Source organism: Bradyrhizobium sp. ERR14 (assembly GCF_014198235.1).
GTDB lineage: Bacteria > Pseudomonadota > Alphaproteobacteria > Rhizobiales > Xanthobacteraceae > Bradyrhizobium.
Genome location: NZ_JACIHD010000017.1, coordinates 17848 through 43691 on the forward strand (window position 1 = coordinate 17848; position 25844 = coordinate 43691).

The 25844-nt window shown below is 65.8% G+C and carries 8 protein-coding genes; 3 read left to right on the plus strand and 5 right to left on the minus strand.

The window, feature by feature from the left end:
* Positions 1 to 186: 186 nt before the first annotated feature.
* Together GGD62_RS31225 and GGD62_RS31230 are read right to left on the minus strand one after the other, a co-directional pair.
* A complete protein-coding gene (locus tag GGD62_RS31225) occupies positions 187 to 2880 on the minus strand; it encodes a hybrid sensor histidine kinase/response regulator (protein ID WP_183711996.1) in 2694 nt (897 codons plus the stop codon).
* Complete coding sequence (locus GGD62_RS31230; protein WP_183711997.1) at positions 2877 to 3908, minus strand: ABC transporter substrate-binding protein; 1032 nt, start codon at positions 3906 to 3908, stop codon at positions 2877 to 2879. Before GGD62_RS31230 ends, GGD62_RS31225 begins: the two co-directional genes overlap by 4 nt.
* A 295-nt stretch (positions 3909 to 4203) precedes the next feature.
* On the opposite strand from GGD62_RS31230, the gene GGD62_RS31235 reads away from it, so the two are divergent.
* From GGD62_RS31235 to GGD62_RS31245, 3 genes are all read left to right on the plus strand, one after another.
* Positions 4204 to 4953, plus strand: coding sequence for a hypothetical protein (locus GGD62_RS31235; protein WP_183711999.1), 750 nt, complete (start codon positions 4204 to 4206; stop codon positions 4951 to 4953).
* 69 nt (positions 4954 to 5022) lie between these two features.
* Positions 5023 to 22017: a leukotoxin LktA family filamentous adhesin gene (locus GGD62_RS31240; protein ID WP_183712001.1), complete on the plus strand. Its 16995-nt coding sequence runs from the start codon at positions 5023 to 5025 to the stop codon at positions 22015 to 22017.
* A gap of 11 nt (positions 22018 to 22028) precedes the next feature.
* Positions 22029 to 23717, plus strand: a complete 1689-nt coding sequence (locus tag GGD62_RS31245) for a ShlB/FhaC/HecB family hemolysin secretion/activation protein (protein WP_183712003.1) — start codon at positions 22029 to 22031, stop codon at positions 23715 to 23717.
* 99 nt (positions 23718 to 23816) lie between these two features.
* Here GGD62_RS31245 and bluB read toward each other — a convergent pair whose 3' ends face one another.
* From bluB to cobU, 3 genes are read right to left on the minus strand one after another with little or no spacing between them, the layout of a single operon-like run.
* A complete protein-coding gene (gene bluB, locus GGD62_RS31250) occupies positions 23817 to 24449 on the minus strand; it encodes a 5,6-dimethylbenzimidazole synthase (RefSeq protein ID WP_092256221.1) in 633 nt (210 codons plus the stop codon).
* A 4-nt stretch (positions 24450 to 24453) separates the two neighbouring features.
* Entirely contained in the window at positions 24454 to 25236 is a 783-nt protein-coding gene (cobS, locus tag GGD62_RS31255) for an adenosylcobinamide-GDP ribazoletransferase (RefSeq protein WP_183712005.1), read from the minus strand.
* Positions 25233 to 25736: a bifunctional adenosylcobinamide kinase/adenosylcobinamide-phosphate guanylyltransferase gene (gene cobU, locus GGD62_RS31260; protein WP_183712007.1), complete on the minus strand. Its 504-nt coding sequence runs from the start codon at positions 25734 to 25736 to the stop codon at positions 25233 to 25235. The genes cobS and cobU overlap by 4 nt, the downstream gene beginning before the upstream one ends.
* Positions 25737 to 25844 lie beyond the last annotated feature (108 nt).

Consider the following 25844-nt stretch of genomic DNA (forward strand, 5'->3'; position numbering starts at 1 on the left):
CGATGCTAACAGGTCCCGCACAAAGGTAGTTGATCCCCTGGGTGGCAAGTTGGCCCGGTCGGAAACACATCGCTGGCGGGGCGACCTGCTGTAGAGCCGGCTCGAGTCGTGAGATTGATGTTTCCGCTTGGCCAGCTGACTGGGTCCCGTAGGAGAGAACGCTTGGGAGCTCCGTTCTGAGCAAATCTAGCTGACCGATCGCTGCTCGGTAGGTTGAAGTAGATCATCCAGCGCCTGCATGGATGCCCGTTGAAGTTCGGCGAGCTCACGCGCTGCACTCTGGCACTCGGGTGGAGACATCGTGGCTGCCGCCAGCTCGATCTCGCGACAGCGCTCGAACATGCTAACGAGGCCGAGCGCGCTCGCGGCGCTGCCGAGCTGATGGGTGGACCGCGCGAGCTTCTCGTGATCGCCAATGTCCGCGGCCTTGACGATATCGCCGATCAGTTGCTCGCTCGTCTGCTGGAGAAGCTGGTTGAGTTTCGCGATTTGGGTCGCGCCCAGGAGTTCTTTCTGGTCATCGAGGAAATGCCGGTCGATCAACGCACCTGCAGCGAGTTGCGCCGCGGCCGGCTCCACCTCCGGGTCGTCCTCGATCGCCTCGCGCAGCGAGTTGATCAGGATCGGCTTGCTGACGAGTTGGACAATGCCTGCCTCGGCGAGCCGTTCGCGCGCGCTGGAGGACACGTCGGCGGTGACGGCGATGATGCGCGGCATTCTCGGCAGGCCGAGCTTGCCGATCCGCGACGCCGCCTCCACGCCGTCCATGTCGGGCATGTGCAGGTCCATCAGGATGACGTCGAACGCCTGATCGCGGGCGAGCTCTATGGCCGAGGCGCCGTTTCTGGCGATCGTGGCATGATGGCCGAGCCGGTTCAGCATGGCTTCGCCGACCTCGCAATTGACGGGGTCGTCGTCGACCAGCAGCACGCGAAGCCGTCGCGATGGCGGCTGTACTGCACCTTGGGCGATGCCGCTGGCGGCCGGATCGAGCGGTACTTCAAGTGTGAACGTGCTGCCTGCGCCCGGCGTGCTCTCCACCGTCAGCTCGCCGCGCATCAAACGGCTGAGGCGCCGCGCGATTGCAAGTCCGAGGCCGGTGCCGCCGAACCGCCGCGCAATGCTGTCGTCCGCCTGGACGAAATCCTCAAAAATCCGCTCATGCATGCCGGGGGCGATGCCGATGCCGGTGTCGCGAACGGTCACGCGCAGCAGGACATGACCGTCACGGCGCTCGGCCGCTGCGTTGACGGCGACCGCGCCTGACGGCGTGAACTTGATGGCGTTGCCGATCAAATTGAGCAGGATGCGATTGAGCCTGACGGGATCGCCGTGCACCGAGGTCCTGACCGAGGCATCGCAGGCAAGGTCGAAGGTCAGTCCCTTGCCGAAGGCCTGGGGCCGCATCAGGTCGGCGGCCGTTTCGATCAGCTGGTCGAGGTGGAAATTACGCGGCTCCAGGGTTTCGGCGCTGGCCTCCAGGCGCGCATATTCCAGGATGGCATCGACCAGCGCGATCAGCGTCTCACCCGATGCGGCCGCGGTCGTGAGGTGGCGCCGCTGCGCCTCGCCGAGTTTGCCGTCGTCGAGCAGCTGCAGCACGCCCATGACGCCGTTCAGCGGCGTGCGCAGTTCGTGGCTGACGACGGCGAGGAAGCGCGATTTGGTCTCGTTGGCCGCCACCGCCGCGCTGCGCGCGCGCTCGGCGGCATCGTGCTCGGCAAGGGCCTGATCGCGCGCTTTCTCCAGCTCGGAGGTGCGCTCGATCACCTTGCGCTCCAGCGTCGCGTAGGAATCGCGCAGATGCGCGGCCATCCGGTTGAACTGGTCGCCGAGCGCTTCCAGTTCGTCACCGGTCTTGATCGCGAGCCGCAGGCCGAGATCGCCGCTCCCGATCCGCCGTGCGCCCTGCGTCAGGAGCTGGATCGGCCCCGTCATGCGGCGGCTGAGAAAGAGAGAGACCAGCACCGCACCGGCCAGCAGGACGACGAGGAGAAAGGTGGAACGGCCAATCGACGCGTAGATCGGCGCATAGGCTTCGCTGAGCGGCAGCTCGACGAACACCAGCAGGCCGAGCGAGGGGACCGTTGCATAGGTCGACAGCACGCGCTGACCGGACAGGTCCTCCTTGACCAGGCCGCCGGAGGGCGGCCCCACGCCGTCGAGTGCGGCGCGGACGTCGGCATAGCCGGAGAGATCGCTGCGCTGCAGGGCCCGCCACAAATCGGGATGCGCGATCAGGACTCCCGTGCGGTCCACCACGTAGGCCTTGCCGGTGTTGCCGACCCTGATCCCGGCGACGAGGTCCCAGATGAAACGCAGATTGACCTCGGCGACGATCACATTGGGATTGCGGCCAGTTCCGCGGGTGGCGAGCGTCATGAAGGGTTCGGTGTCGCCGAAGAAGTAGACCGGCCCGTAATAGGCACGGCTTTCATTGGCACCGCGAAAGGCGGGCGAGGCGGAGAGGTCGGCTTTACTGCCGATCCTGTCCGCCACACGGCGGGACACGCGCATCTGTTCAAGACCGTGCGAGTCGAGTTCGGCGATTTCCGCGATCGCCGGAGAGAGGCGCAGGAGACGGATGGCGTTCAGGCGCTCGTCTTCATTGGTCGACAGCTCCGGCGGCAGGCGCGAGAGCCATCTGATCTGGTTTTCGATCTGGCCGATGAATTGGCCGATCTGAATCGCCGCGGACGCCGCCTGCTCGCGCTGGGTCGCTGCCAGAAGCTGCTTCTGCTCGCGATAGGAGAACCAGACGTCGAAGCCGGTGTTGATGGCGAGCGCGGCAAAGGCGAGGGCGACGATCGAGTAGAGATATTTGCGGAACAGCCGGCCGGGAGGCGTTCGCAAATGTCCCTGGTCGACCGTTTCGTTCACTCGCGGATCTCGTCGGCGCGCGCGAGCAGTGTGAATGGTATGGTCAATCCCAGCGTGCGGGCGACCGTGCGGTTGATCAGCAGCTCGTATTTCCGCGGCGATTGCACCGGCAGGTCGCCGGCCTTGGTGCCGCGCAGGATGAGATCGACATAGTCGGCCGAACGCACTTCCAGCGTCGGCCCGTAGCTCATCAATCCGCCGGCGTCCATGAAGTAATGGAATGGATAGACCGTGGGCACGCGATACTTGGCGGCCGCCTCGACGACCGCCTTCCGGTTGACGACCAGGAAGCTGTCGACCAGCGCAATCAACGCCGCCTTGGGCGGCTCGGAGAAGCGCTTGACGGCTTCGTCGATGTCCGTCGGCGTGTTGACGGGGGCGGGGATTGCGGACACTCCGGACCCGGCCGCCTCTTGCTCGATCGAGTCGAGGAAGAAACGCCCGCCGCGAGGGGTGGTCGCCGGGTTGAACAGGATACCGACGCGCGCGAGGTCGGGCACGGCCTCACGGATCAGCTGCAGCCATTTGCCGCCCATCTCGGCGGTGCTGTTGGTGAAGCCGGTGACGTTGCCGCCGGGATGTGCAAGGCTTTCGACGAAGCCATTGCCGACGGGATCGTTGGCGGTCGCGAAGACGATCGGGATGGTCCTGGTGGCGGCAAGGACCGCAGCGGTTTCGACCGTCGACCCCGTCAGGATCACGTCCGGCTTCAGCTCCAGCAATTCCTGAATCGCGGCCTTCAGCCGGTCCGGTCCGCCGAAGGTCGAACGGAGCTCAAGGCGGAAGTTGACGCCTTCGACCCAGCCGCGCTGCCTCAAGCCGGCGACGAGGCCACCGAGGCGGGAGGTCGTGCTGTCGATCAGGCTCCGCCGGGTCAGTTCGTCGTCGAGCGGCAATGCGGTCAACGATGCGACGATCCGCACGCGATCCGACGTTGCGCCGAGCGCGACCCATGCCGCGGCAGTTGCGCCCGCAAGGCGAATGAACCCGCGGCGATCGACCGCGAGAGCGGAAGGCCGTTCGGTCATGAAACTCTTTGCATGATGGCTTGCCCCGGAGCGGATGCTTAGCGCGAACGGCCGGCATCCACAATTGATGAAAAAAAGCGCTTATGAATGCTCATTCGCAGCGTTTGGCAGCCCGATACCGTATTCCTACGCTGCCAAAGAGTCGCTGTTTCGAGCGTTGTCTCCTTCGTGACGCCTTGTAACGCCTTGTCGCGTTGCAACATTTTCCGTCTCGGTTGCGACGACGGTCCGCGGAAGGCGATTTCGCAGCTGCCGATTTTTGAAGCGTTGTTTCAAGTTGTTTCGAAGGTTCTCGATGCGCAAAATCTATCTCATTCCGGCCGTCGTCGGCCTGCTCACCTCCCTTGCAGCCGGACCGCTCGCGGCCCAGGGCGCCATACCGAAGCAGAAGGCTGCGCCGGCACCCAGGGCCGCCGCGGCCGGCGCTCCCGCTGCAGCCGGCACGTCCGTCGCCGCCGGGGCGAATTCAGCCGAGACACCGGCCGCGGACGACAAGATCAAGGCGATCGACGGTTTCCGCTCCGCCAAGTTCGGCATGAACGAGGCCGATGTGCGCGCGGCGATGACGAAGGATTTCAACGCCAAGCCCGACGCCATCAAGGCGCAGGACAACGCGTCCGAGCTGACGCACAGCATTCTGCTGTCCGTTCCGGAGTTGCTGCCGAACGGCGGCACCGCCGAGCTCTCCTACGTGTTCGGCTACAAGTCGAAGTCGCTGATCCAGGTCGGCGCGGTCTGGTCGAAGGGGACTGATGCCGCGATCACGCCGGAGAAGCTGTTCTCCAACGCCAACATCCTGCGCGCCCATTTCATGGGCGAGGGCTTCAAGCCGGACTCCATCGCCGTCAACATGCCCGTCGCCGGCGGCATCGTGATGTTCCGCGGCAGCGACGCCAAGGATCGCTCGGTCATCCTGCTGCTCCAGGGCACGTTCGAGAACAAGGAGAACAACCAGCGTGTGCTGACGCCGACCAGCCTGCTGCTGTTCTACGTGGCCGACGCCAAGAGCCCCGACATCTTCAAGCTGCCGCCCGGCCAGTTCTGATGCCGGGATCGCACGACATTCTCCCACCCGGTTGTGGATCGGCGCCAATGCCGATGACGAGGATCTGAAATGCGCGGACCATCTGCGGCGCGAGACAATGACGAACTGACGACGCTGCGCCGGCTGGCGCGGTTTCGTTCGATGTCGCTGCTCTGCGCGATGCAGATGGTCTTCCTGCCGGTGTTCAGCGTCCGCGTTCAGGCGCAGACGGCGAACGTCATCGTCCCCGATGGACGGACCGGGACCAGCCTTCAGACCTCCGGCAGCGTCACCAACGTCACGACGTCGACGGTCTCGGGCAACAACGCCTTCAACTCGTTCTCGCAGTTCAGCGTCGGGCAGGGCAATACGGTCAACCTGCAACTGCCGACCGGGACGCGAAACCTCGTCAACATCGTTCGCGACGCGCCGGTCTACGTCAACGGCACGCTGAACTCCTACATGAACGGCTCGATCGGCGGTAACGTCTATTTCGCCGACCCCAAGGGGTTCGTGGTCGGCCGCAGCGGCGTGGTCAATGTCGGCAGCCTCAACGTCTCGACCCCGACGCGCGAGTTCACCGACAGCCTGATCGGTCCCGGCGGCGCGATCAACGGCACGGCGGTCGGCAATCTCATGGCGGGCTCGTTCCCGGTCTCGCCGGACGGCAACATCCGCATCTACGGCCGCGTCAATGCCCAGGACGGCGTGCGCCTGACCGGGCAGAACGTCTTCGTCGGCGGCGCGACCCAGCGCGACATCGCCAATCTCGACCACGCCGCAAAGTTCGCGGCATCGGTCAATTCCAAGGGCCTGCGCAGCGCCAGCTCGATCACCGTCAGCAACGGTTCGATCCATATCGGCGCCGTCAACAACGCTCGCGTCAACGGCCGCCTGACCGCGCACAGCAAGACCTCGACGCCGAGCAACATCACGGTGCAGGCGGGCAACAACATCGATATCGGCAAGAACGCCAGGCTGAACATCGCCAGCAAGACCGGCGATGCCGGCGAGATCCGCCTGAAGGCGGCGCAGAACCTGACCGTGGCGGGCGGGGCCAGGTTCAACGCCAGCGCCAAGACCGGCAATGCGGGCCTGATCGATTTCAGCGCGAACGGAATCATCGACGTCGGTCAGGGCATCAAGGTCAAGCTCAGCGCGGAGAACGGCAAGGCCGGCACGCTGCTGATCGATCCGACCGACCTGGTCGTCGGCGATGCCGCCCAGGGCGACACCGGCGTGACGCTTTCGAACAGCTCCGTCGCGGCCGCGCTCGCCGGGCTCAGCGCCGGTGCCAACTACCTCATCCAAGCCGATCATTCGATCACACTCGCCGTACATGCGCTGATCGATGCCCGCCGCCTCGATGGCTCCGGCCATTCCACCGGCAACGCCAACAACGTCATCATCGACGCGCCGAACATCGACATCAAGAATGGTGCGCAGATCCTGGCGCAGTCGGTCAATTTCGGTGGGACCAGCTACACCGACGGCAACGTCACGCTGACGGCAACGGCGAGCGACATCAAGCTGTCCGGCCAAGCCACCGCCGCGACGTCGATCACGGTCGACGGCAAGATCACCGGCGGCATCATCTCGATCTCCGCGACCTCGACGGCGGTATCGAGTTTCCTGAACGGTTCGGTGGCCGGTGATTTCGCCCTTGTCGGCTCGACACTTGCCGCCTCGCTGCTCGGGCTCAACGGCGGCTATGTCGCGGCAAGCGCCACGGCGACCATCAACATCAACAGCCATGCCGACATCAACGGTCGCGGCGATGTCACCATTTCCGCGCATGCCACCGAGACCGCGTCGGATCCGGCGGTCGCCAGCACCTTGCTCGGCAGCCTCACGCCGGTCGCGGCCGGTGTGGTCGTCGGCAAGATCGACGGCAACGTCACGACCAATGTGGCCTCGGGCGCGACGATCAACGCCGGCGGCAACCTCGAGATCAAGGCGCTCAACGATGCGACCATTGCCGTCTCCGCCCTCGCGGCATCGACGAGCGCGCAGATCGTCCCGACGGTGGCCTATTCGAAGGGCTCGGTGACGACGACCGCCAACGTCGAGACGGGCGCGCATCTTGCGGCGGGTCTGGTGAATACGAGCGGCAGCACCCTGAAGGTGCGCGCGATCAACAACAACTCGTTCTCGACCAGCGCAACGTCGGTAGCGGCGCCCGGGACGGGCGCGAGCGGCGCCGTCGGCGGGGCGTTCGCCATTAGCGACATCACGACGTCTGCGACCGCGACGCTCGGCGCATCGCTCGGAACCGACGTCAACAACCGGATGAACGGCTCCGTTCTGGTCGAAGCGACGTCCGACACCACAAGCAATTCCACGATGGCTTCGTCCATCGCCGGTCTGCCCGCGCTGATTGCGGCGATCGAACGAGGACTGCGCTCCGTCACCTCGCCGACGTCGATCATCAGGGACCACATGGGATCGCTGGTGCCGCTAAGCTTCGATTTCAAGGTCGCAGGCGCGCTGTCGCTGGCCAACAGTGCCCAGAGCGCGACCGCTGCGATCGCGCAGAATCCGAGTGGCGGCGCGCCGAGCATCTATGCCAGCGGCAACGTCGCTGTCGCCAGCAACGTCATCGATCGCGGCGTTCGCAGCAATGCAACGTCCAGCGCGATCACGAAGGACCCGGTGTCGGGTGAGAGCACGGCGATCAGCGCGGCCGTCGCCTGGGGCAATTTCACGCATAATTCGAACGCCTATATCGGCGGCGGAACGCTGATCAACGCGGCGAATATCGCTGTCGATGCCACCACCGAGATGCCGATCACCAACTCCTGGCTGAAATGGGACGGCCTGGGCGCCGTGCTGAGCCACCTGAACGGCAATCTCGGTGTCGGCGGCAACATTCTAACCAGTTACGCCAACGCCACTGCGGATGCCGGCGATACCATCGGCATCGCCGGCTCGTTGAACCATTTCGTCGTGAACAACAACACGACGGCCTGGGTCGCGGGCGGTGCGAACCTGACCACGACCTGCGCGGCCGCGGCTTGCGGCAGCGGCACCGGCTGGTCGGTGGGCATGGATAATGGCGACGTCCACACCTACAACGCCAGCCTGCAGGTCGCAGCGACGACGACCATGGCGTCGATCGACGCGGCAGGCAATGTCGGTACGCTCGGCTTCCTGTCCGGCAACACGTCGGGCGGCTCCGCGGTCGGCGGCGCGCTCAATCTCGTTCAGTTCAACACCAAGACCATCGCCGGCATTTCGGACGGCGCAACGGTGCGAGCGGCGGACGATATCGCCGTCAACGCCATCACCGCTGATCAGTTCATTGCCGTCGCCCCGACGTCCGGCAAGGCTGCGGGCGCACTGGCGCTCAACGGCATCACCGCGCTCGGTTTCCTCAACAACACGACCCATGCGTCGATATCGAGCCAGGCAACCGTGTACGCTCCGACGGTCGGAATCCTGGCGCAGCAGGACCTATCGGTCATCACGCTGGCCGGCGCAATGAGCCGGAACACCAGCGGCGGTTCGGCAGTCGGGTTGGCGGTCGCCTATCTCGGTGCGAACACCGACACGTCGGCCTATATCGGCGACAATCATTCCGATATCCGGCCCGGTCCCTTCAGCGCCGATGATCCATTCGCCGGCAATGGCGGCGGCAGCGGGGCCGTCAACGTCGACAATCTCACGCTCAGCGCGACCACCTCCGGACGCATCACGACCGCCGCGGTCGCGGCTTCGATCTCCGAGCCGCAGGCCTCCAGTTTCTCGGACAAGGCGGGAGCCGCCGGTGCAGGTGCGACCGGCGGGGCCGCCGGCGTGGCGACGGCCGCGAGCAAGATCGGCTCGACCTCGGGATCGAGCACTGACGGCTTCAGTATCGATCTCGCCGGGAGTTCGGCGATCGGCGACGTCGCGCTCGGCACCAGCGCCTATATCAGGAACACGACGGTCAACAAGTACACGACGGCGGGCACCGTCACGACCAACACGATCGTTCAGGCACTGAACGACACCATGCTCAATAGTGGTTCCGGTTCGGCGGCGCTCAATCTGGCCGGGGCATCCGCCCAGGGCGCCGCAATCGGCGGCGCGATCGCGGCGGCGATGTCGAACAACGCGACGCTCGCCTACATCTACGGCACCACCCTGAACAACCAGAGTTCGGTGACGGTGCAGGCGCTCAACGGCGGCTCGGAGACCGTCGTCGCCATCGGCGTGGCGGGATCGAAATCCAATGCGGCGTCGCTGTCGGCGTCCGTCGCCATCATCACGGACAGCGCCAACGCCTATATCGAGAGCTCGACGATCACGGGGCAGGCGAGCGGCGTCAACCGCGCGCTCGAGGTGGACGCCTATCAGACCACGAACATCGCGATCGGCGGCGGCTCGCTCTATATCTCGGGCGGCCAGGCCGGCGTCGGCATCGGGCTGACCTATGCGTCGATCGCCGATCCCACGGGCGGCAACGCGACCGACGCGCATATCCGCAGCACCTCGATCTCGAACTACGACACGCTGCTGGTGCTGGCCGACAGCGCCAGCGTGATTGCGGCCGGCGCGGCTTCGGGCGGGGCGGGGTCCAACGGTCTTGCCGGCGCGGTCGTCGTCAGCGAGATCACGCCCACCACGACGGCCTATATCAACAGCGGCTCGACGGTGAGCACCAATGTCGGCCGCGTGACGGTGCTGGCGGACAGCGGCGCGGTGTCGGCGCTGGACACTGCGCTCGGCAATCTCGTCAAGAAGTCGAACAACAATCATCTCGCCACCGACACCTGCACGGTCGCCGGCGGCACGGGCGGGCAGAATTGCATCGACTTCAGCGCGGCTGCGCTCAACGACGGCACGGGCAACGGTCCGGGCGCGAGCATCGTTTCCGTTGCGGGCCTGATCCAGGCCGGCAAGAACAATGTCGGCGCCTCGATCGTCTACAACACGATCGCGACGACGCATTCGGCCTCTATCGCCAACGTGCTGATGACGGCCGGCAGTAACGGCACTGTCAGCGTGAGCGCGGTCGATTCCTCCAAGATCCAGGCGGTCACGATTGGCTTCGGTCTTGCGACCGGACAGTTTGCGGGTGTCGGCGGCACGACGATCAGCTCGATCGCCAACACCGTCTCGGCGGCGATCGGAAACAATTTGTCCAGCACGACGCAGTCGAGCGTCACGGCCAAGAACATTTCCGTCAACGCGACCGACAATTCCAGCATCACCGGAACCGCCGCGATCGCCGGCGCCTCGACGCAAGGCAGCGCCGCGGGCCTCGCGCTGGTCTACAGCAGCATTGCCAATAATGTCAGTGCCGGCGTCACCGGCTCGAAGCTGACCGCCTCGGGCAATGTCGGGGTCAATGCGAACTCGAATGCCAGCATCTCGACCGTCGCCGTCGGTATTGCGATATCCTCGCAGGTTGGGCTGGCCGGCTCGGTCGCCACCAATCTGATGGGGACCAACGTCACGGCCAGCATCACCGCTGCCGGTAGCAACGGCATCAACGGTGCCGACGTCACCGCCGCCAACAATGTCGGCGTGATCGCCGGCAACAACGACAAGGCGGCCGTGTTCGCCGGCGCCTTGTCGATCAGCAAGGGCGCGGCCGGCGGCGCAGGTTCGCTGGTGACCAACCAGATCACGGGAACCACCGCGGCCTATATCAGCGGGGCGAACACCAAGGTCGATGCGCTCGGAACCAGTTCGTCCGATACGCTGTCGGTCAACAACGGCACGCTCGTCCACGCGTTCGATCTCGGCACCGCCCACGCGCCGACCGACACCACGCCCGACCTCTCCGAGAACCAGGACACCGTGCGCGGCCTTGCCGTGGTCGCGAGCTCGCACCAGGCGGTCGTGACTAACGTCGCCTCGCTTGCTGCGAGCTCCAGCATCGCCATCATGATCAATCCCATCACCAACGTGATGAGCGGAGCAACGAGGGCCTATATCGATAGCGCGGCCATTGACACGCGCCTGGCCTCGTCGACGCTGGCGCCGCAGATCGAGGTCGCCGCGTCCAGTTTCTCCTATTCCGGCGCGTTCGGTGCCGGCATCGCCTACGGCAGCAGCGGCGGCGGTGGCGCGACGATCATCTCGACGACGATGTCACGCGAGACCTTGGCCTATATCACCAATGCCACGGTCGGCGGCGTGCAGTCGTCGAGCGCGACCGTCGGCGCCGTGACCGTGAAGGCCAATGCCGAGCAGGATGCCTCGTCGATCGCCGTCGGCTTCAACACCGGCTCGGTCGGGCTGAACGTCTTCCAGGCGACCACGGAGGCCTATGTCGACGGCGGCGCGCTGACGGCCGCGTCACTGACGGTGAATGCCACCAACAACACCGGTATTTTCTCCGCGAACGGCTCGGGCGCCTATGGCAGCCAGGCCGCGATCGGCGCGGCGTTCCTGGTCCAGGTCTCCTCGAACCGGACTCTGGCCTATGTCGGCGACGAGTTCCACTATCAAGGCAACAGCGCCGCACACACCACCGCGCTCAATTTGAGCGGCGCGCTCGACGTCGAGGCCAAGACCAAGAACCGCTTCGAGGCCTATGCGATCGGCGGCGCGCTCTCGACCGGCACGGCTGCGATCGCCGGCATGGCCAACATCGAGGTCGCCAACAACACCACCATCGCTGGCGTCTATGACACCACGCTGCAAGGGGTGACGGGCGGCACAGCCGGCGCGGTGACGATCAATGCGAACGAGGACGTGGCGATCAAGGAGATCGCGGGTGCGCTCGCGGTCGGCGCCAGCGGGGGAGGCGTCGGCGTCGGCGCAGCCGCAAACGTCATCGTGTTCAAGAGCCGGACCGTCGCCGAGAGCTGGAACAGCAATCTGAACTCGTCAGGCGCGATCAACGTCAATGCGCTCAGCACCAAGGAGGTGCTGTCCTACGCGGTCACCGCCGGCATCGGCGGCAGCGTCGGCATCGGCGCGACCGTCGGCGTCATCATCATCGGCACCAACACCGCCGACGCCGACACCCAGGGCCAGCAGACCGGCCAACTTAATCAGGGCGGCAGCGGCACCATCGCGTCCGTGAACAGCGGCACCAGCACCACGCATGGCAGTGGCGCCGTCGCGAGCGGCACCGCCGGCAATCCGAACAGCGCCAATGTCAGCTCGACCTACGACGTCAGCAATGTGCTGAGCGGCGGCAGCGACGTCGTGGTCGCGCAGATTGCGGGCGGCAACATCAGGGGCTCGCAGGTCAATGTCGGGGCGACCAGCGCCAATGCGGCCAAGATGTATCTGCTGGGCGCGGGCTTTGCCAAGAATGTCGGCATTGGTGCCGGCATCGGCTACACCAGCGTCAACAGCACCGTGCTCGCCAATCTCAGTGACTACGGACGCAACGGCTCCGGCGTGCTGGTCGCCGCGGATACGCCTTTGGCTGTCGTGGCGCCGTCAATCTCCGTCGCCGCGGTCGTCCAGGACGCCAACACCGGTCCCTATAGCGGCAAGACCATCGACACCGAGGCGATCGCCGGCGGGGCAGCTCTCTACTTCGGCGCCCAGGCCGCCGTGGCGGTCGGCAATGTCACCAACACCGTCACGGCGCTGCTCGGCGGCAATGTTAACGGCACCGGCGGGACCGGTGCTGCCGTCATGGCGCAGGATTCCACGACCCAGGTGGTCTTCACGGGCGGCGTCTCCGCCGGTGCCGCGGCCGTCGGCGCTTCGGTGGCGACGGCAAGCCGGCACAGCTCGGTCGCGGCGCGGGTTCTTGACGGCGCCACCATCAACACCTCGCAATTGCTGATTGGCGCAGCCGGCGCAGGCACCTTGAGCACAACGGCAACCGCCCTCGGTGGCGGCATTATCGCCGGTACAGGTGCGGACGCGGAGGCCACCGAGAACTCCTCGGTGCTGGCCGAGATCGGCGCCAGCGCCTCGATCACGACGTCCGCGACCGGGATCGGCACGCTGGTGGCAGCGGCGATCGCGCCCAACCTGTCGAGCGAGGCGATCGGCGTTTCGGTCGGCGGCGGTGCCGTCGGCGTCGCCATCGCCCAGTCGACGGTCGGGGCCACGGTGACCGCCGATGTCGGCGACGCCGTCAGCTTCTCGGGCGGCGCGCTCGACGTGAGCGCCAAGGCGCTGGTTCCGACCAGCGGGACGACGACCTGGGCCAAGGCGCTCGCCGGCGGCGGCGGCTCGCTGATCGGCGCGCAGGGCAGCTACGCCAAGGCCTCGCAGAACGCGACCGTCAACGCCTATGGCGGAACGGGGATCAGGCTGCCCAACGCCAACGTGACCATCGAAGCTGAAAACGACAGTGCCCAATACGCCGAGGCAACCGGCCTTTCGAGCGGCTTCCTCGCGCTCGGCGCTACCGTCGCGCAGACCTCGTCCAGCGCGCACACTTATGCCTATCTGGGTGCGCCCGCGGACATGGACGTCCTCAGCCACGGCAATTACACGGGCGTCCTCTGGATCAAGGCCACCGGCACGGACACCAATGTCTCCAACGCGAAGGTCGGCGCGGGCGGCACCTATGCCGGCGCGGCGGCGGTCGCCACCACCGGCTCGACCGCGGTAACCAATGCGCGGTTCGATGGCGGCTCGACCGACGACACGCTCTATTTCGGCGGCTTCCGCATCGATGCCAAGCACACCACGAATTACCTCGCGAGCGGCGACGCCTATCAGGCCTCCACGGCCGGCGTGTCTGCCGGAAAGACGAGGAATGACGTCGATTCCACCACCACGGCGGAAGTCGGGACGCATCTGATCATCAACTCGGCGGCCGGCGACATGGTCGTTATCGCCAACGACGTCGTCAATCAGGCTGGCGGCGGTGCGCGTTCAGGCTCGGGCGGCTCGTTCTCGGGAGCGGCCGCGCTCAGCGAGTCCTATGTGACGCAGAACGTCACCACTAATATCGGCGCCGGCACGGTGCTGAGCCTCAACGACGATCCCAGGACCTCGACGGCCGTGATCAACATCGAGGCCTACAACACACTGAACACCAACGACACCGCGAGTCTCGCCACAGCCAGCTTCTTCGCCGGCGGTGGTGCTGAATCCAACATGACGGCGAATGCCACACTCGCGGTCAACATCAACGCCCGTGAGCTGTTCAGCGCCGGCAAGATCTATGTCGGCACGGCGGCCAAGATGGCGGCGGCGAACAACGCCAATGCCAGCCTCTATGGCGCGATCGCGGGCGTCGGCGCCAGCACCAACAGCTGGGTTCACGCCAACCAGTCCGTCAACGTCGGCGCCGACGCGAAGATCGTGGCCTGGCGCGACATCAACATCTATGCCGGCCTTGCCGGCGACGGCAGCGTCTTCAGCAGCGTGCAGGCGACGGCGACGACGGTCGTCTACAACAACACTGCCATTCCGATCTCGACCCTGTACCGCGGCACGGCCAATGCCGACGACACCACGAGCCTGACGCTCGCGTCCACCTCGAGCATCCTCGGGGCGCGCGACATCTATCTCGGCGCCACGCAGGGGCAGGTCACGGCCGTCGGCAACGGCAGCAACTACAACCCGTACCTGGACATCTTCAGCGCCAAGAACAGCGACAACCACAGCCATACCAGCGGAACCGGCGATGTCGCGCTCAACGGCCTGGTGGTGGCGGGCATCAACAACGACGTGACGATCACGATCCAGCTCGGCGCGAGCACGCCGACGCTGAGCACGACGAGCCCTTACTCCGCGCTGACCCTCGAGTCGGTCGCCGACGTCAACCACTTCAGCCCGGCGATGAGCTGGAACCACCAGACGGTCCAGTACGCCATCGTCGGCAACTTCAATCCCTACCAGCTGGTGGTCAACCAGCTGGCGTCGCTGACCGGCCTGACCGAGGCGCAGGTCCGCTCCCAGCTTGCAGCGGCGACGCCGACGTCGCCCGCCAGCATGTCGCCGTCCGGCACCGATCCGACCGGCGACATCCAGCGCCAGATCGACACGCTGATCAAGCAGGCGCCGTTCACCTCCGACGCGCCCGGCAACGCCTTCGCGTTCGGCGACATGCTGGTGTCGGCCGGCAACGTCTCGATCCTGGCGCAGAAGCTCACCGGCAACAGCGGCACGAACCCGGCCGCGCCCGCGGTCATCGCGCGCAGCTCGCCGTTGATCAAGATCGAGAACAAGGGGCTCGACTTCATGAGCCTCGGCAACCTCACGGTCACCGACGTGACCGGAGGCAACATCACCTATCGCCAGACCGACCATGTCGACCCGGATTCGCACTCCAACGTGACCTTCACCGCGATGCCGAGCGCCTCGCCGACCATCGACATCTCGGCCACCTACAACCGCCTCGATCCTGACAGCGGCCAGGGCATCGACCAGAACGGCAACGTGCTGACCCGCACGCCGGACATCTATTTCAATGGCGCGGTCAGCAACGCGAACGGTCTGCTCAAGATCATCAACAATCTCGGCAGCGTCGTCGCATCGCAGTCGCTCAGCGCCGCGACCGTGCAGATCGTCGTGCCCAAGGGCACCTTCACCTTCCTCGGCGGCATCGGCAGCTTCTACGACAGCGGCAGCGCGGTCACCTCGCAATGGGCCAGCACCGAGAACAGGCCGGAAGACGCGCTGACGGCGGTGATGACGGCGGCGACCTATCTCGGCGCCTACGGTGACTACTATACCGCTCCACATATCGGCTCCGGAGCCGATCATCCATACTTCTACTACTGCTGCGCCGACGGCAGCCACGGCATTTATCAACCCGTCGGCAACGCCGATGCCAGCACGATCTTCACCGCGCGCATGCTGATGACGTATTACGACGGCACCTCGCTCTATTCGTCGATCTTCCTGCCGGTGGGCAGGGGTACGCCTGGGAACACCAGCACTCCCGATGCCGGCAGCGTGCCTGACGTCGCGACCCTCAAGATCATCGAGGGGCAGTCGCAGGACTCGACCAATGTCGTGCTCGCGCAGTGGAAGAAAACGACTTATGACGGCCGAAACGTTTACACCGATAGCGGTCCGTACAAGACGCCATTCAACTGTGCGTCAGCCTGCGACAGCTCGGGCTTCTTCCAGGTGATCAACATCCAGCCGGATGCGATCACGCCGAAGACCGCGAATTCGCCGGCCACCGCGACAGCCTCCCGGACCATCACCGGCCAGGCGGTCATCATCTCGGCGTCGGTGATCAACATCAACGGCACCATCCAGGCCGGCTCGAGCAGCAATTACTCGGTTAACATCGGCGCCGCGGCGTACGATGCCATCTATGGCAGCAACGGCCTCAAGAACCGCAACGGCGGCGCGGACTTTGCCGCGGCCCAGGCCAATGCGCGGAACGGCGTCTACTACGACGTCTCCGGCTCCGTGACGGCGTCGGCCAGCGGCGACGCCAAGATCGGGGTCAGGTACAACGCTCTCACCGACCAGCTCATCCTGAACGGCGTGGCGCAGGGCGCCGGCGGCTACGTCTATCTGAACGGCAAGATCATCTCGACCTCGACCGACAGCACCCAGACCCAGGGAAACATCGAGATCAAGGGCGGCGCCGGCACGGTCACGGTCAACAACACCAGCGGGCTCCAACTGGTCACCAATACCATCAATACCAGCGCCACCGCCCAAAGCGTGGTCGAGATCGTCGATCAGCTGAAAGGGAAAACGACGTGGTGGGTCTACGATCCCAAGGCGGCGAGCAACCAGCAGGTCTCAAAGTACGAGGTCAATAGCGTCAACGCGGCCGCGATCGACCCGTCGATGCTTACAGCCAGGACCGGTACGGCAGGCATCCAGTACGCGACGCAGGAGAACATGCTCTATCAATGGGTCGACACTGCGACCCTCGATCGTCCGACCACGAGCACGCAGTTCGACTACAGCTGGCAGTTCACACCCAATCAGGCCACCGGGGCAAACTGGACCACCACGACCAGCCTGGTTTCGGGCGTGCAGAGCACCAACTACCAGAAGGTCACGACCGCCACCGGCAGCTATCACTGGGCGGGGGGCGTGAACCCGGACGGGAGCCCCGTTGGACTCAACACCCACTCCAACGCGTGCTGCGGCGCGGATGCCCAGTACAACTGGTACCAGGCGATCTATGATCACCTGACGCTCTCGCTGACCAACACGGTCAAGGCGTCGAACCCGATCAACATCAAGTTCACCGGTGGCAGCAGCAGCGACGTCGTGGTCAATTCGACCTCCGGCATCGTCATCAACGGGTCGATCAACAACCAGCAGGGAACGACGACGCTGGCCGCCACCGGCGTCAACTCGTCGATCACGGTCGGCGCCAATGCCAATAGCCCGGTGATCTCGGGCACGAGCGTCTCGCTCCGGGGTGACGGCGGCATCGGCACGCTCGGCACCACCAAGGCTCCCGTCCAGGTGCAGCTCTATGGCGGCAGCCTGACCGCCAGCTCGATCGACCGCGACATCGCGATCTCGGCCGTCGGCGCGCTGTCGATCAACCAGGTGAAGGTGAATTCGGCGGGCGCCACGCCGCAGGGCAGCGTCTTCCTCTCGGCGACGGGCGACATCAACTCGGCCTCCGCCTACAACGTCGCGACACCCGTCGTGATCGGCAAGAACATCGAGATCAACTCCACCTCCGGTGCGATCGGCGCGACGAGCGCCGTCGTCAACAACGCCTCCACCCTGACCAACATCAATCCGCTGGTGATCCAGGCGACGGGGACGGTGCAGGCGGGCGGCGCCGTCGATGGCGGCGTGCTCGACAGTGCCTCGGCCACCGGTACCTACATCATCCAGTCCAAGGGTGATCTGCGGCTCGGCACGATCCAGTCGACCGGCGGCCCGGTCTTCCTGGAGGCCGCCGGCTCCGACGGCAACCAGGCCAGCATCCTGAACGGCCGGGCGGCGGTCGGTCTCACCCAGGCGCAGAGCCAGCATCTGCAGGACGTCTGGACCAGCCTCGACCTGCTCAGCGGCAACGCCGCCACCAACGCCGTCAACAGCTATCAGTCGATGGTGACGTCAGCCTACAACGACTATTTCCAGCTCAAGAACATCGCCTTCCCGAACGGCAGCACCTACGCCCCGACCTCGGTGGGGCAGACGGTGCTGCGGGCGCAGGTGGCGGCCAAGCTCGGTATCGACCCCGCGAATGTTACGACGACGCAGATGAAGACCGAGGCCACGACGCGGTTCCTGCGGGATCAGTTCCTGCTCGGCAAGATCACCACCGACGAGCTCAAGTCCTCGCTGACGAGCCTGCTCGGCACCGCACCTTCGGATCCGCTGGGCACGCTGTTCGGCAGCTCGCTGTCGACGACGTTGTTCACGAAGCTGTTTGACGGCGTCTCGACCGCCAACCAGCGCATGCCGACCAACACCGCGCTGCAGACCGCGCTGAACACGTACAATGCGAGCTACAGCTACACGCTGGCATCGACCGAGCGGGTCTATGGCATCATCACCGCGGGTGCGCAGTGGACCCAGAGCCAGCTGGCCTACACCGTCTCGTCGTCCTCGATCGGCGCGGCGCCGCCGCCGATCGACGAGAACGTCGTCGCCAATGTCAGCGCCAACCAGATCATGCTCTACGCGCCGCGCGGCTCGGTCGGCAATTCGGCGGCGCCTCAGACCTTCACCTTCACCAGCGTCGATGCCTCCTCGCTGACGACGGAGCAGCGGGCATTGCTGTCCTCGGCCGGTCCCGGCCAGCTCACCGTCGGCGCGGTGACGGACCCGACGACCCATGTCACGACCTATACGGTCAGCCTGTCGCAGCAGAACCTCGTCGTCGTCGACAACCCGATCGCGATCTCGGCCAAGGCGCTGACCAATGTCTATCTCGGCAGCAAGAACAGCCTCGCGCTCGGCGGCGTCACCGCCAATTACGGCCCGATCACGGCCGCCCAGGCCAACGGCATCCAGGTGACCGGCCGCGGCGACGTCAAGCTCGACGCCGTCAGCAACATCTCCGCCAATGTGGCCGGCGCCGTGATTTCAGGCGATATTGCCAACCTGACCCTGATCGCCGAGCGCGGCAATGTCGGCGCGCCCGGCGCGGCCGGAAGCAATCCCGCGACCAACGCGAACGCGCTTCAGATCGCGTTTGCCGACCCGGGCAACGACCAGCTCGACCAGGTCTCGTCGGCGCAGGGCATCTATGTGAAGCAGACCACCGGCGATCTCATCCTCGGCAACATCGCCGCCGGCAATGCGATCCAGCTCGCCGCGACCGGCAGCATCTACGCCGAAGCCGGCTTCACGGACCGCTCCGCGATCCACATCCTCGGCACCGACCTCGATCTGCGCGCCGGCGGCAGCATCGGCTTCAACGGCTCGACCTTCCAGCCGCTGCAGGTGAACATCTCCGGCGCGGTAACCGGCTCGGCGGTCGGCGATCTCAGCATCCTCGCGGTGACCGGCGATCTCGCGGTCGGCACCAGCGGTCCCTATGGGGCGCTGACAGCAGGCGGCGCGTTGACGCTGAACGCGGCGCGCGGCGCGCTCACCATCAATACTGGCATCACCAGCGACGGCCTGATGCAGCTGCTCGCCAACCGCGGCATGACCTTCGCGGCCGGCACCAGCGCGGCGCCGGTGGTTGCGACCAGCAGCGCGGACGGCGTGACGCTGGTGGCTTCCACCCTGTCGATGGGCGCTTACTCCGCCATCAACGCGGCCGGGCTGATCTCGGTGACGACCACGGGCGATGCGACGATCGGCCAGCTGAATTCGTCGCTGTCCTATGCGGCCGCCTCGAACACCCCGTCGATCATCGTCACCGCCGGCGGCGTCGCCTCGCTCGGCGCGATCATCGACAATGGCGACGGCCAGACCAAGTTCATCGCCTCCGGTGCGGGCGCCGAACTCGCGCTGGGCGCATCGAACGGCATCGGCAGCGCGACCGGCCGGTTCACCCTCAGTGCCGCGCGGCTGTCGGCGAGCGCGAGTGCCGGCGACGTCTACGTCAAGGTTCTCACCGACACTGAGGTGAGCCTGCTGTCCGCGGTGAAGGGCAGTGTGGACATCATCGGCACCGGCGGATTGACGCTCGACCAGGTGCTGGCGGGCACGGCGACGGGCGCGAGCGGATCTTTCCGCGCGGTCGCGAACAATGGCAGCATTCTCATCGGCACCGCCGACAGCAGCGGTTCGCAGACGATCCACGCGACCCAGAACGTGACGTTCAAGTCGCTCACGGCCACCGGCAATAGCGGCGATGCCGGCAATATCATCGTCACCGCCGACACCGGGTTCATCCTGGCGCAGACCGTGACCTCGGGCGGCATGACCACGCTCGGCTCGGTCTCGGCCCACGGTTCGGCGAGCTTGCTCGCCGCCACGACCATCACCGGCAACACGCTCGCCGCAACGACCGGCTCCGGCCTGCTGACCGCGACCGGGCCGATCAATTGGAACACGCTCAACACCGGCACGACGCTGGGCGCGACGGTGAGCCAGGGCAGCATCACCTTCCAGACCGCGCAGAGCGGGGGCACGCAGACCCTCCGCGCACGCGACAACGTGACGTTCAACGCGCTGACGGCGACGGGGATCAATGGCGATGCCGGCAACATCAACGTCACCGCCGACACCGGCTTCATCCTGGCGCAGACCGTGACCTCGGGCGGCATGACCACGCTCGGCTCGGTCTCGGCCCACGGCTCGGCGAGCTTGCTCGCCGCAACGACCATCACCGGCAACACGCTCGCCGCCACGACCGGCTCGGGGCTGCTGATGGCCACAGGCCCGATCAACTGGAACACGCTCAACGTCGGGACGACGCTGGGCGCGACCGCGAGCCAGGGCAGCATCACCTTCCAGACCGCGCAGAGTGGCGGCACGCAGACCATTCGCGCCCACGACAACGTCACCTTCAACGCGTTGACGGCGACGGGCATCAACGGTGATGCCGGCAGCATCAACGTCACCGCGGACAACGGTTTCATCCTCGCGCAGACCGTGATTTCTGGCGGCGTGCCGACACTCGGCTTGGTCTCGGCCCACGGCTCGGCGAGGCTGATCGCGGCGGGTACCAACACCGGCCATAACCTCACGGCCGCGACCGGGAACGCAGTCCTCAGCGGCACGGTCGTTCATTGGGATAATCTCAACGTTGGCGGCACGCTCGACGTCACCGCGACGACCGGGGGGATCACCGTCGGCACCGCCATCAGCGGCGGCACGCAGACCCTGCATGCCGTGAACGACGTCGTCTTCAGCCAACTCACCACGACGGGGATCCCCGGTGATGCCGGCGATCTCAACATCAAGTCCGACACGGGCTCGCTCCGCGGCGGATCGATCTCCGCGCACGGCGACACGCATTTCGATGTGGTCGGACCGGTCTCGCTCGACCGGATCAGCGGCGACATCGTCAAGATGACCTCGTCGGGTGATTTGACGATCAACTGGGTCAGCGTCGTGCGGGAGCTCGACCTCGCGGCTGATACCATCAACGTCAAGGGCGAGCAGATTCGTTCGAACCCGGCGGTCCCGCTGATCCTGAACGTCACCGGCTATAACGGCGGCGTCGCGAAGTCCGCCAACATCTCGATCGACCCCGACCACATCATCGTCAACCAGTTCAGGGTAGTGGACGCGACCTTCTGGACCGATGCGCCGGCTGTCTCGATCCTGAACGGCTACGTGCCGGGCCAGCTCATGCTCACCACGGCGACCCAGCAGATACTCCTGAACAACCGTACGCCGGCGCCGTCCCATTGGCCGACGCTCCAGCTCTACCAGCCGGGCGGCGTGTTCACGATGAGCCAGACCGGCAACGCCAATGTCAGCAACGCCTATGTGGTGTTCTACACCGGGGACGTCTCGGCGACCGTCACCAATTACGGGCCGACCCACACCTGCTGCAATGTCTTCACCGGCGCCAGCATGGCGCGGAACATCTCGGTCGACGGCGAGGGCAAAGAGAGCATCGAGACCTGGCTCGCGAAGAAGGACGGGGGCACGTTCTACCTGCTCGGTCTCTCCGGTCAGGCGCGGCTCGATGCGCTGCTGACGCCACGGCCGGTCGAGGCCGTCGGGTCCGGCCCCGCCGTCAACATCGAAGGGCTCAGCGACATGCGCAAGCTGCGCCAGAAGGGGCAGCGTGCGGGACGTCCGGGCTGGAAGGATGCGGCGGTTGAATCGGCGAAGCCGGCCGTTGGCCGTCTCGCACAGGCATGGTAATTGGATTCGAGATGCGGATTCTGGGGGCATCGTTGGGGATCGGGCTTGCAGCTTGCTGCATCGCGTCTGCGCGCGCCCAGTCGATCAATCCCGGCGTGATCCAGAATGACGTCGACCGGCAGCGGCGGCAGCTCGAGCAGCAGAGCGCGCCGCCCAAGCTCACCGGGCCGGCGGTGATCGGCGGCGAGCGGGAAAAGTCCCAGCTCCTGAAGCCGGGCGGGCCGAAATTTCGCCTGCGCAAGGTCACGTTCGACGAGTCCAAGTTCATCACGCCGGCGGAGCTGGATGAGATCGCGAAGAAATATGTCGGCAAGGACGTCGACATCGCCTCGCTGTTGCAGCTCGTTGCCGACATCAACGCGATCTATGCCGCGCGCGGCATCGTCACGGGCATCGCGACCCTGCCCGAGCAGGACGCCAAGGGCGGCGTCGTCCGCGTCAAGCTGACCGAAGGCCGGCTGCAGAAGACGACGGTCGAGGGCAACAAGCAGACCCGCACCGACTACATCCTCGATCGCGTGAAGGAGCCCGAAGGCGAGGTCCTCGACGTTCCAAAGCTCAACCGCGACGTGATCTGGTTCAACCGGACCAACGACGTCCAGATCAAGGCGCTGCTGCAGCCCGGCACGAGCTTCGGCCTCACCGACCTCCAATTCGCGGTGATCGAGCCGCCGGTCGACACCTTGCAGCTCTTCACCGACAATCAGGGTTCCGAGAACACGGGGCGTTGGGAAGGCGGTGCCTTCTACAAGCGCCACGGCCTGTTCGGCGTCGACGACCGCCTGACCTTCTACGGCGTCCGTTCCGACGGCAATCTCAACGGCAACGTCGCCTACAGCATCCCGGTCAATCCCTGGGGCGGCCGCGCCGGCGTCAGCTATACCGAAGGCAAGATCAAGATCGTCCAGGGGCCGTTCGTCGCGCTCGACGTCACCGGTCGCTCGAGCCAGGCCGCGGTCAATTTCAGCCAGCCGGTCTGGGTGACGCAGGACTGGCTGGTGTTGCTCAACGCCGCCTTGACCGAGGGCAAGACCGTCAGCCGCTTTGCCACGGTCGCCGTCACCGACGACCATTACGACAAGACCACGGCCGGAATCTCGGTGACCAAGTCCGGCAACACCTATTCGATCACGGTCTCGCCGGCAGTGAACTACATCGCGTGGCATGACTATGTGCTCGGCAACAACCGCGCGTTCAACACCTATACCGGCTCGCTGATCGCGACGAGCGCTGCAGGGCCCCAGAACTTCAGCGCCAATGTGCTGGCGAGCTGGCAGTACACGCAGGAGAAGCTGCTGCCGGGCGATCAGATCTTCTCGATCGGCGGCCCCACCACCGTACGCGGTTATCCCTCCAATGCGGCTTCCGGCGACAGCGGCTATTATCTCAACGCCGAACTGCATTACAACTGGTCGCAATGGCTGAGGGGTTTCGACACCTACGTCTTCACCGACTGGGGTGCGGTGTATTCGACCTTCCCCGGCGTCACCGAAATGGCCTCTGTCGGCGTAGGCTTCTCCTGGACTTATGCGTCGTTCATGACGTTCGAGGCGAATTACGCGACGCCGCTGAAGATGGCGGTCTCGACCCAGAACCATTACGAGGCCTATGGCCGCGTCATCTTCCGGCCGCTGCTGATGTTCCAGAAGCCGGAGCCACCCGCGCCTGTGGCGGCGGTGGCCGGCAGGAGCAGGTCGTAGCGTCTCCGTCATGGCCGGGCGTGTCCGGCCATCCACGTTCTTTTGACGTGGAAACGAAGACTGGATGCCGGGACAAGCCCGGGCATGACGAGCTTGGGGTCAACGCCGCAACGTAAACTCGTCCGCGCCGCGCCGGTGCTCCCATTTCGCCTGCTCCAGCTCGGGCTGGTCGCATTCGACTTCCGGATAGCCGATGCAGAGATAGGCGATGAACTTCCAGGTATCGGGCACGTCGAGAACGGCGTGGATACGATCCGGATTGAGGATCGAGATCCAGCCGATGCCGATGCTCTCTGCGCGTGCGGCGAGCCACATCGCGGTGATGGCGGCGACCACGGAATACTCGGTGGTTTCCGGCATGGTCGCGCGGCCGAGGCCGTGGCCGATGTCGCTGGCCTTGTCGGCGAACACGGCAAGGTGGCCGGGGGCCTGTTCGAGGCCCGACAATTTCAGCGTGGCGTAGCGGGCCGCACGTTCGCCGGAATAGCAGTTCAGCGCGTCGGCGTTGCACGCCGTGAAATCGTCGATGATGGCGCGACGTCGTGCAGCATCATCGACGGTGACGAAGCGCCAGGGTTGACTCAGGCCGACCGAGGGCGAGAGACAAGCGGTCTCGATCAGGCGATCGATGGCGCCGGCCGGCAGCGGGTCAGCTCGAAAGCGGCGGACGTCGCGGCGCCATACGAACAGCTCGCGCAAGTGCTGACGGAAGGTGTCGTCGAACTCGACCATGAGATCAGCCTCCCATCCGGAAGGATGCCGCGACCAGCAGAATGAGGATCTCGCCGATCTGCTCGAAGGCACCGAGGATGTCGCCGGTCTGCCCGCCGATCTGGCGCACCGCAAGCCGCGCCAGCAACAGGCCGGCGAGCGACAGCAGGATCAGGCCGACCAGCGCCTTGCCCGGCCCCAACGCGAGAGCGAGCGCGAGCGTTCCAAGAGCGAAGGCGATGGCAATGCTGCGGCCCGGCGGCGATCCCGCGCTCGCCGACAGCCCGTCAGGCCGCGCTGGCGGCACCAGTGACATGAAGGCCGGAACGCCGGCGCGGGCGGCGGCATGCGCTGACAACAGTGCACATGCCACCAGCAAGGGATCGGCGATCGCGGCGAGTGCGCTCCAGCGCAGGCCGAACGACACAATCAGCGCGCAGACGCCGTAGGTCCCGATCCGGCTGTCACGCATGATCTCGAGCTTGCGCTCGCGCGTGCGGCCGCCGCCGAGCCCATCGGCGGTGTCGGCGAGACCGTCTTCGTGCAGCGCGCCGGTGATGAGGGCGGTCGTCGCGAGTGCAAGCAGGGCAGCAATGTTCGGTGTCAGTCCGAAGCGGATGGCGACCTTGTAGACGAAAGCGCCGGCAAGGCCGACCGCCAGTCCCGCGACGGGTAGCGCCCAGGTCGCGCGCGCGACGGCGCCGTCGCCTGCAGGCTTCGACGATGCGACGGGAAGGATCGTGACGAACGACGCTGCCATCCTGAGATCGGCGACGACGTCCTTGAAGAGCTCGGCGCGCGGCATCATTTCAATTTCATGGGCAAACCGGCGACGACGAACTCGACCTCGTCGGCGGCTTCGGCGATGATCTGGTTCATGATGCCGGCGGCGTCGCGATAGCTGCGCGCCAGCGCGTTGTCGGGGACGATGCCGAGACCGACCTCGTTGGTGACGAGGACGACCGGGCTTTTCAGGCGGGGCAGGGCGGCCGCGAGTTCGGTCACTTCACGCTCCCAGTCGCGTTCCGCATGCATCAGGTTGGAAAGCCACAGCGTCAGGCAGTCCACCAGCCGTGCGCCGCCGCCATCGCTTGCGACTAGCGCGGGACCGAGATTAAGCGGCACTTCGCGCTCGATCCAGTCGGTTCCGCGGTGCGCGCGATGCTTGGCGATGCGCGCCTCCATTTCGGTATCGAGTGCCTCCGCCGTCGCGACATAGACGGGCTGCCCGGGAAAAGCGCGCGTGCGCGCTTCCGCACGCTTGCTCTTGCCCGATCGCGCTCCGCCGGTGATCAAGATGACGGCCATGAAGGTCTCCTGTGGGCCTGACTAATCACCAAACGCGGCCAAAGACAAAGCCGAAATCAGGCGGGTAGGGGCTTGCGCTTGGGACTTGCTTTGCGCAACAGGGGCGGG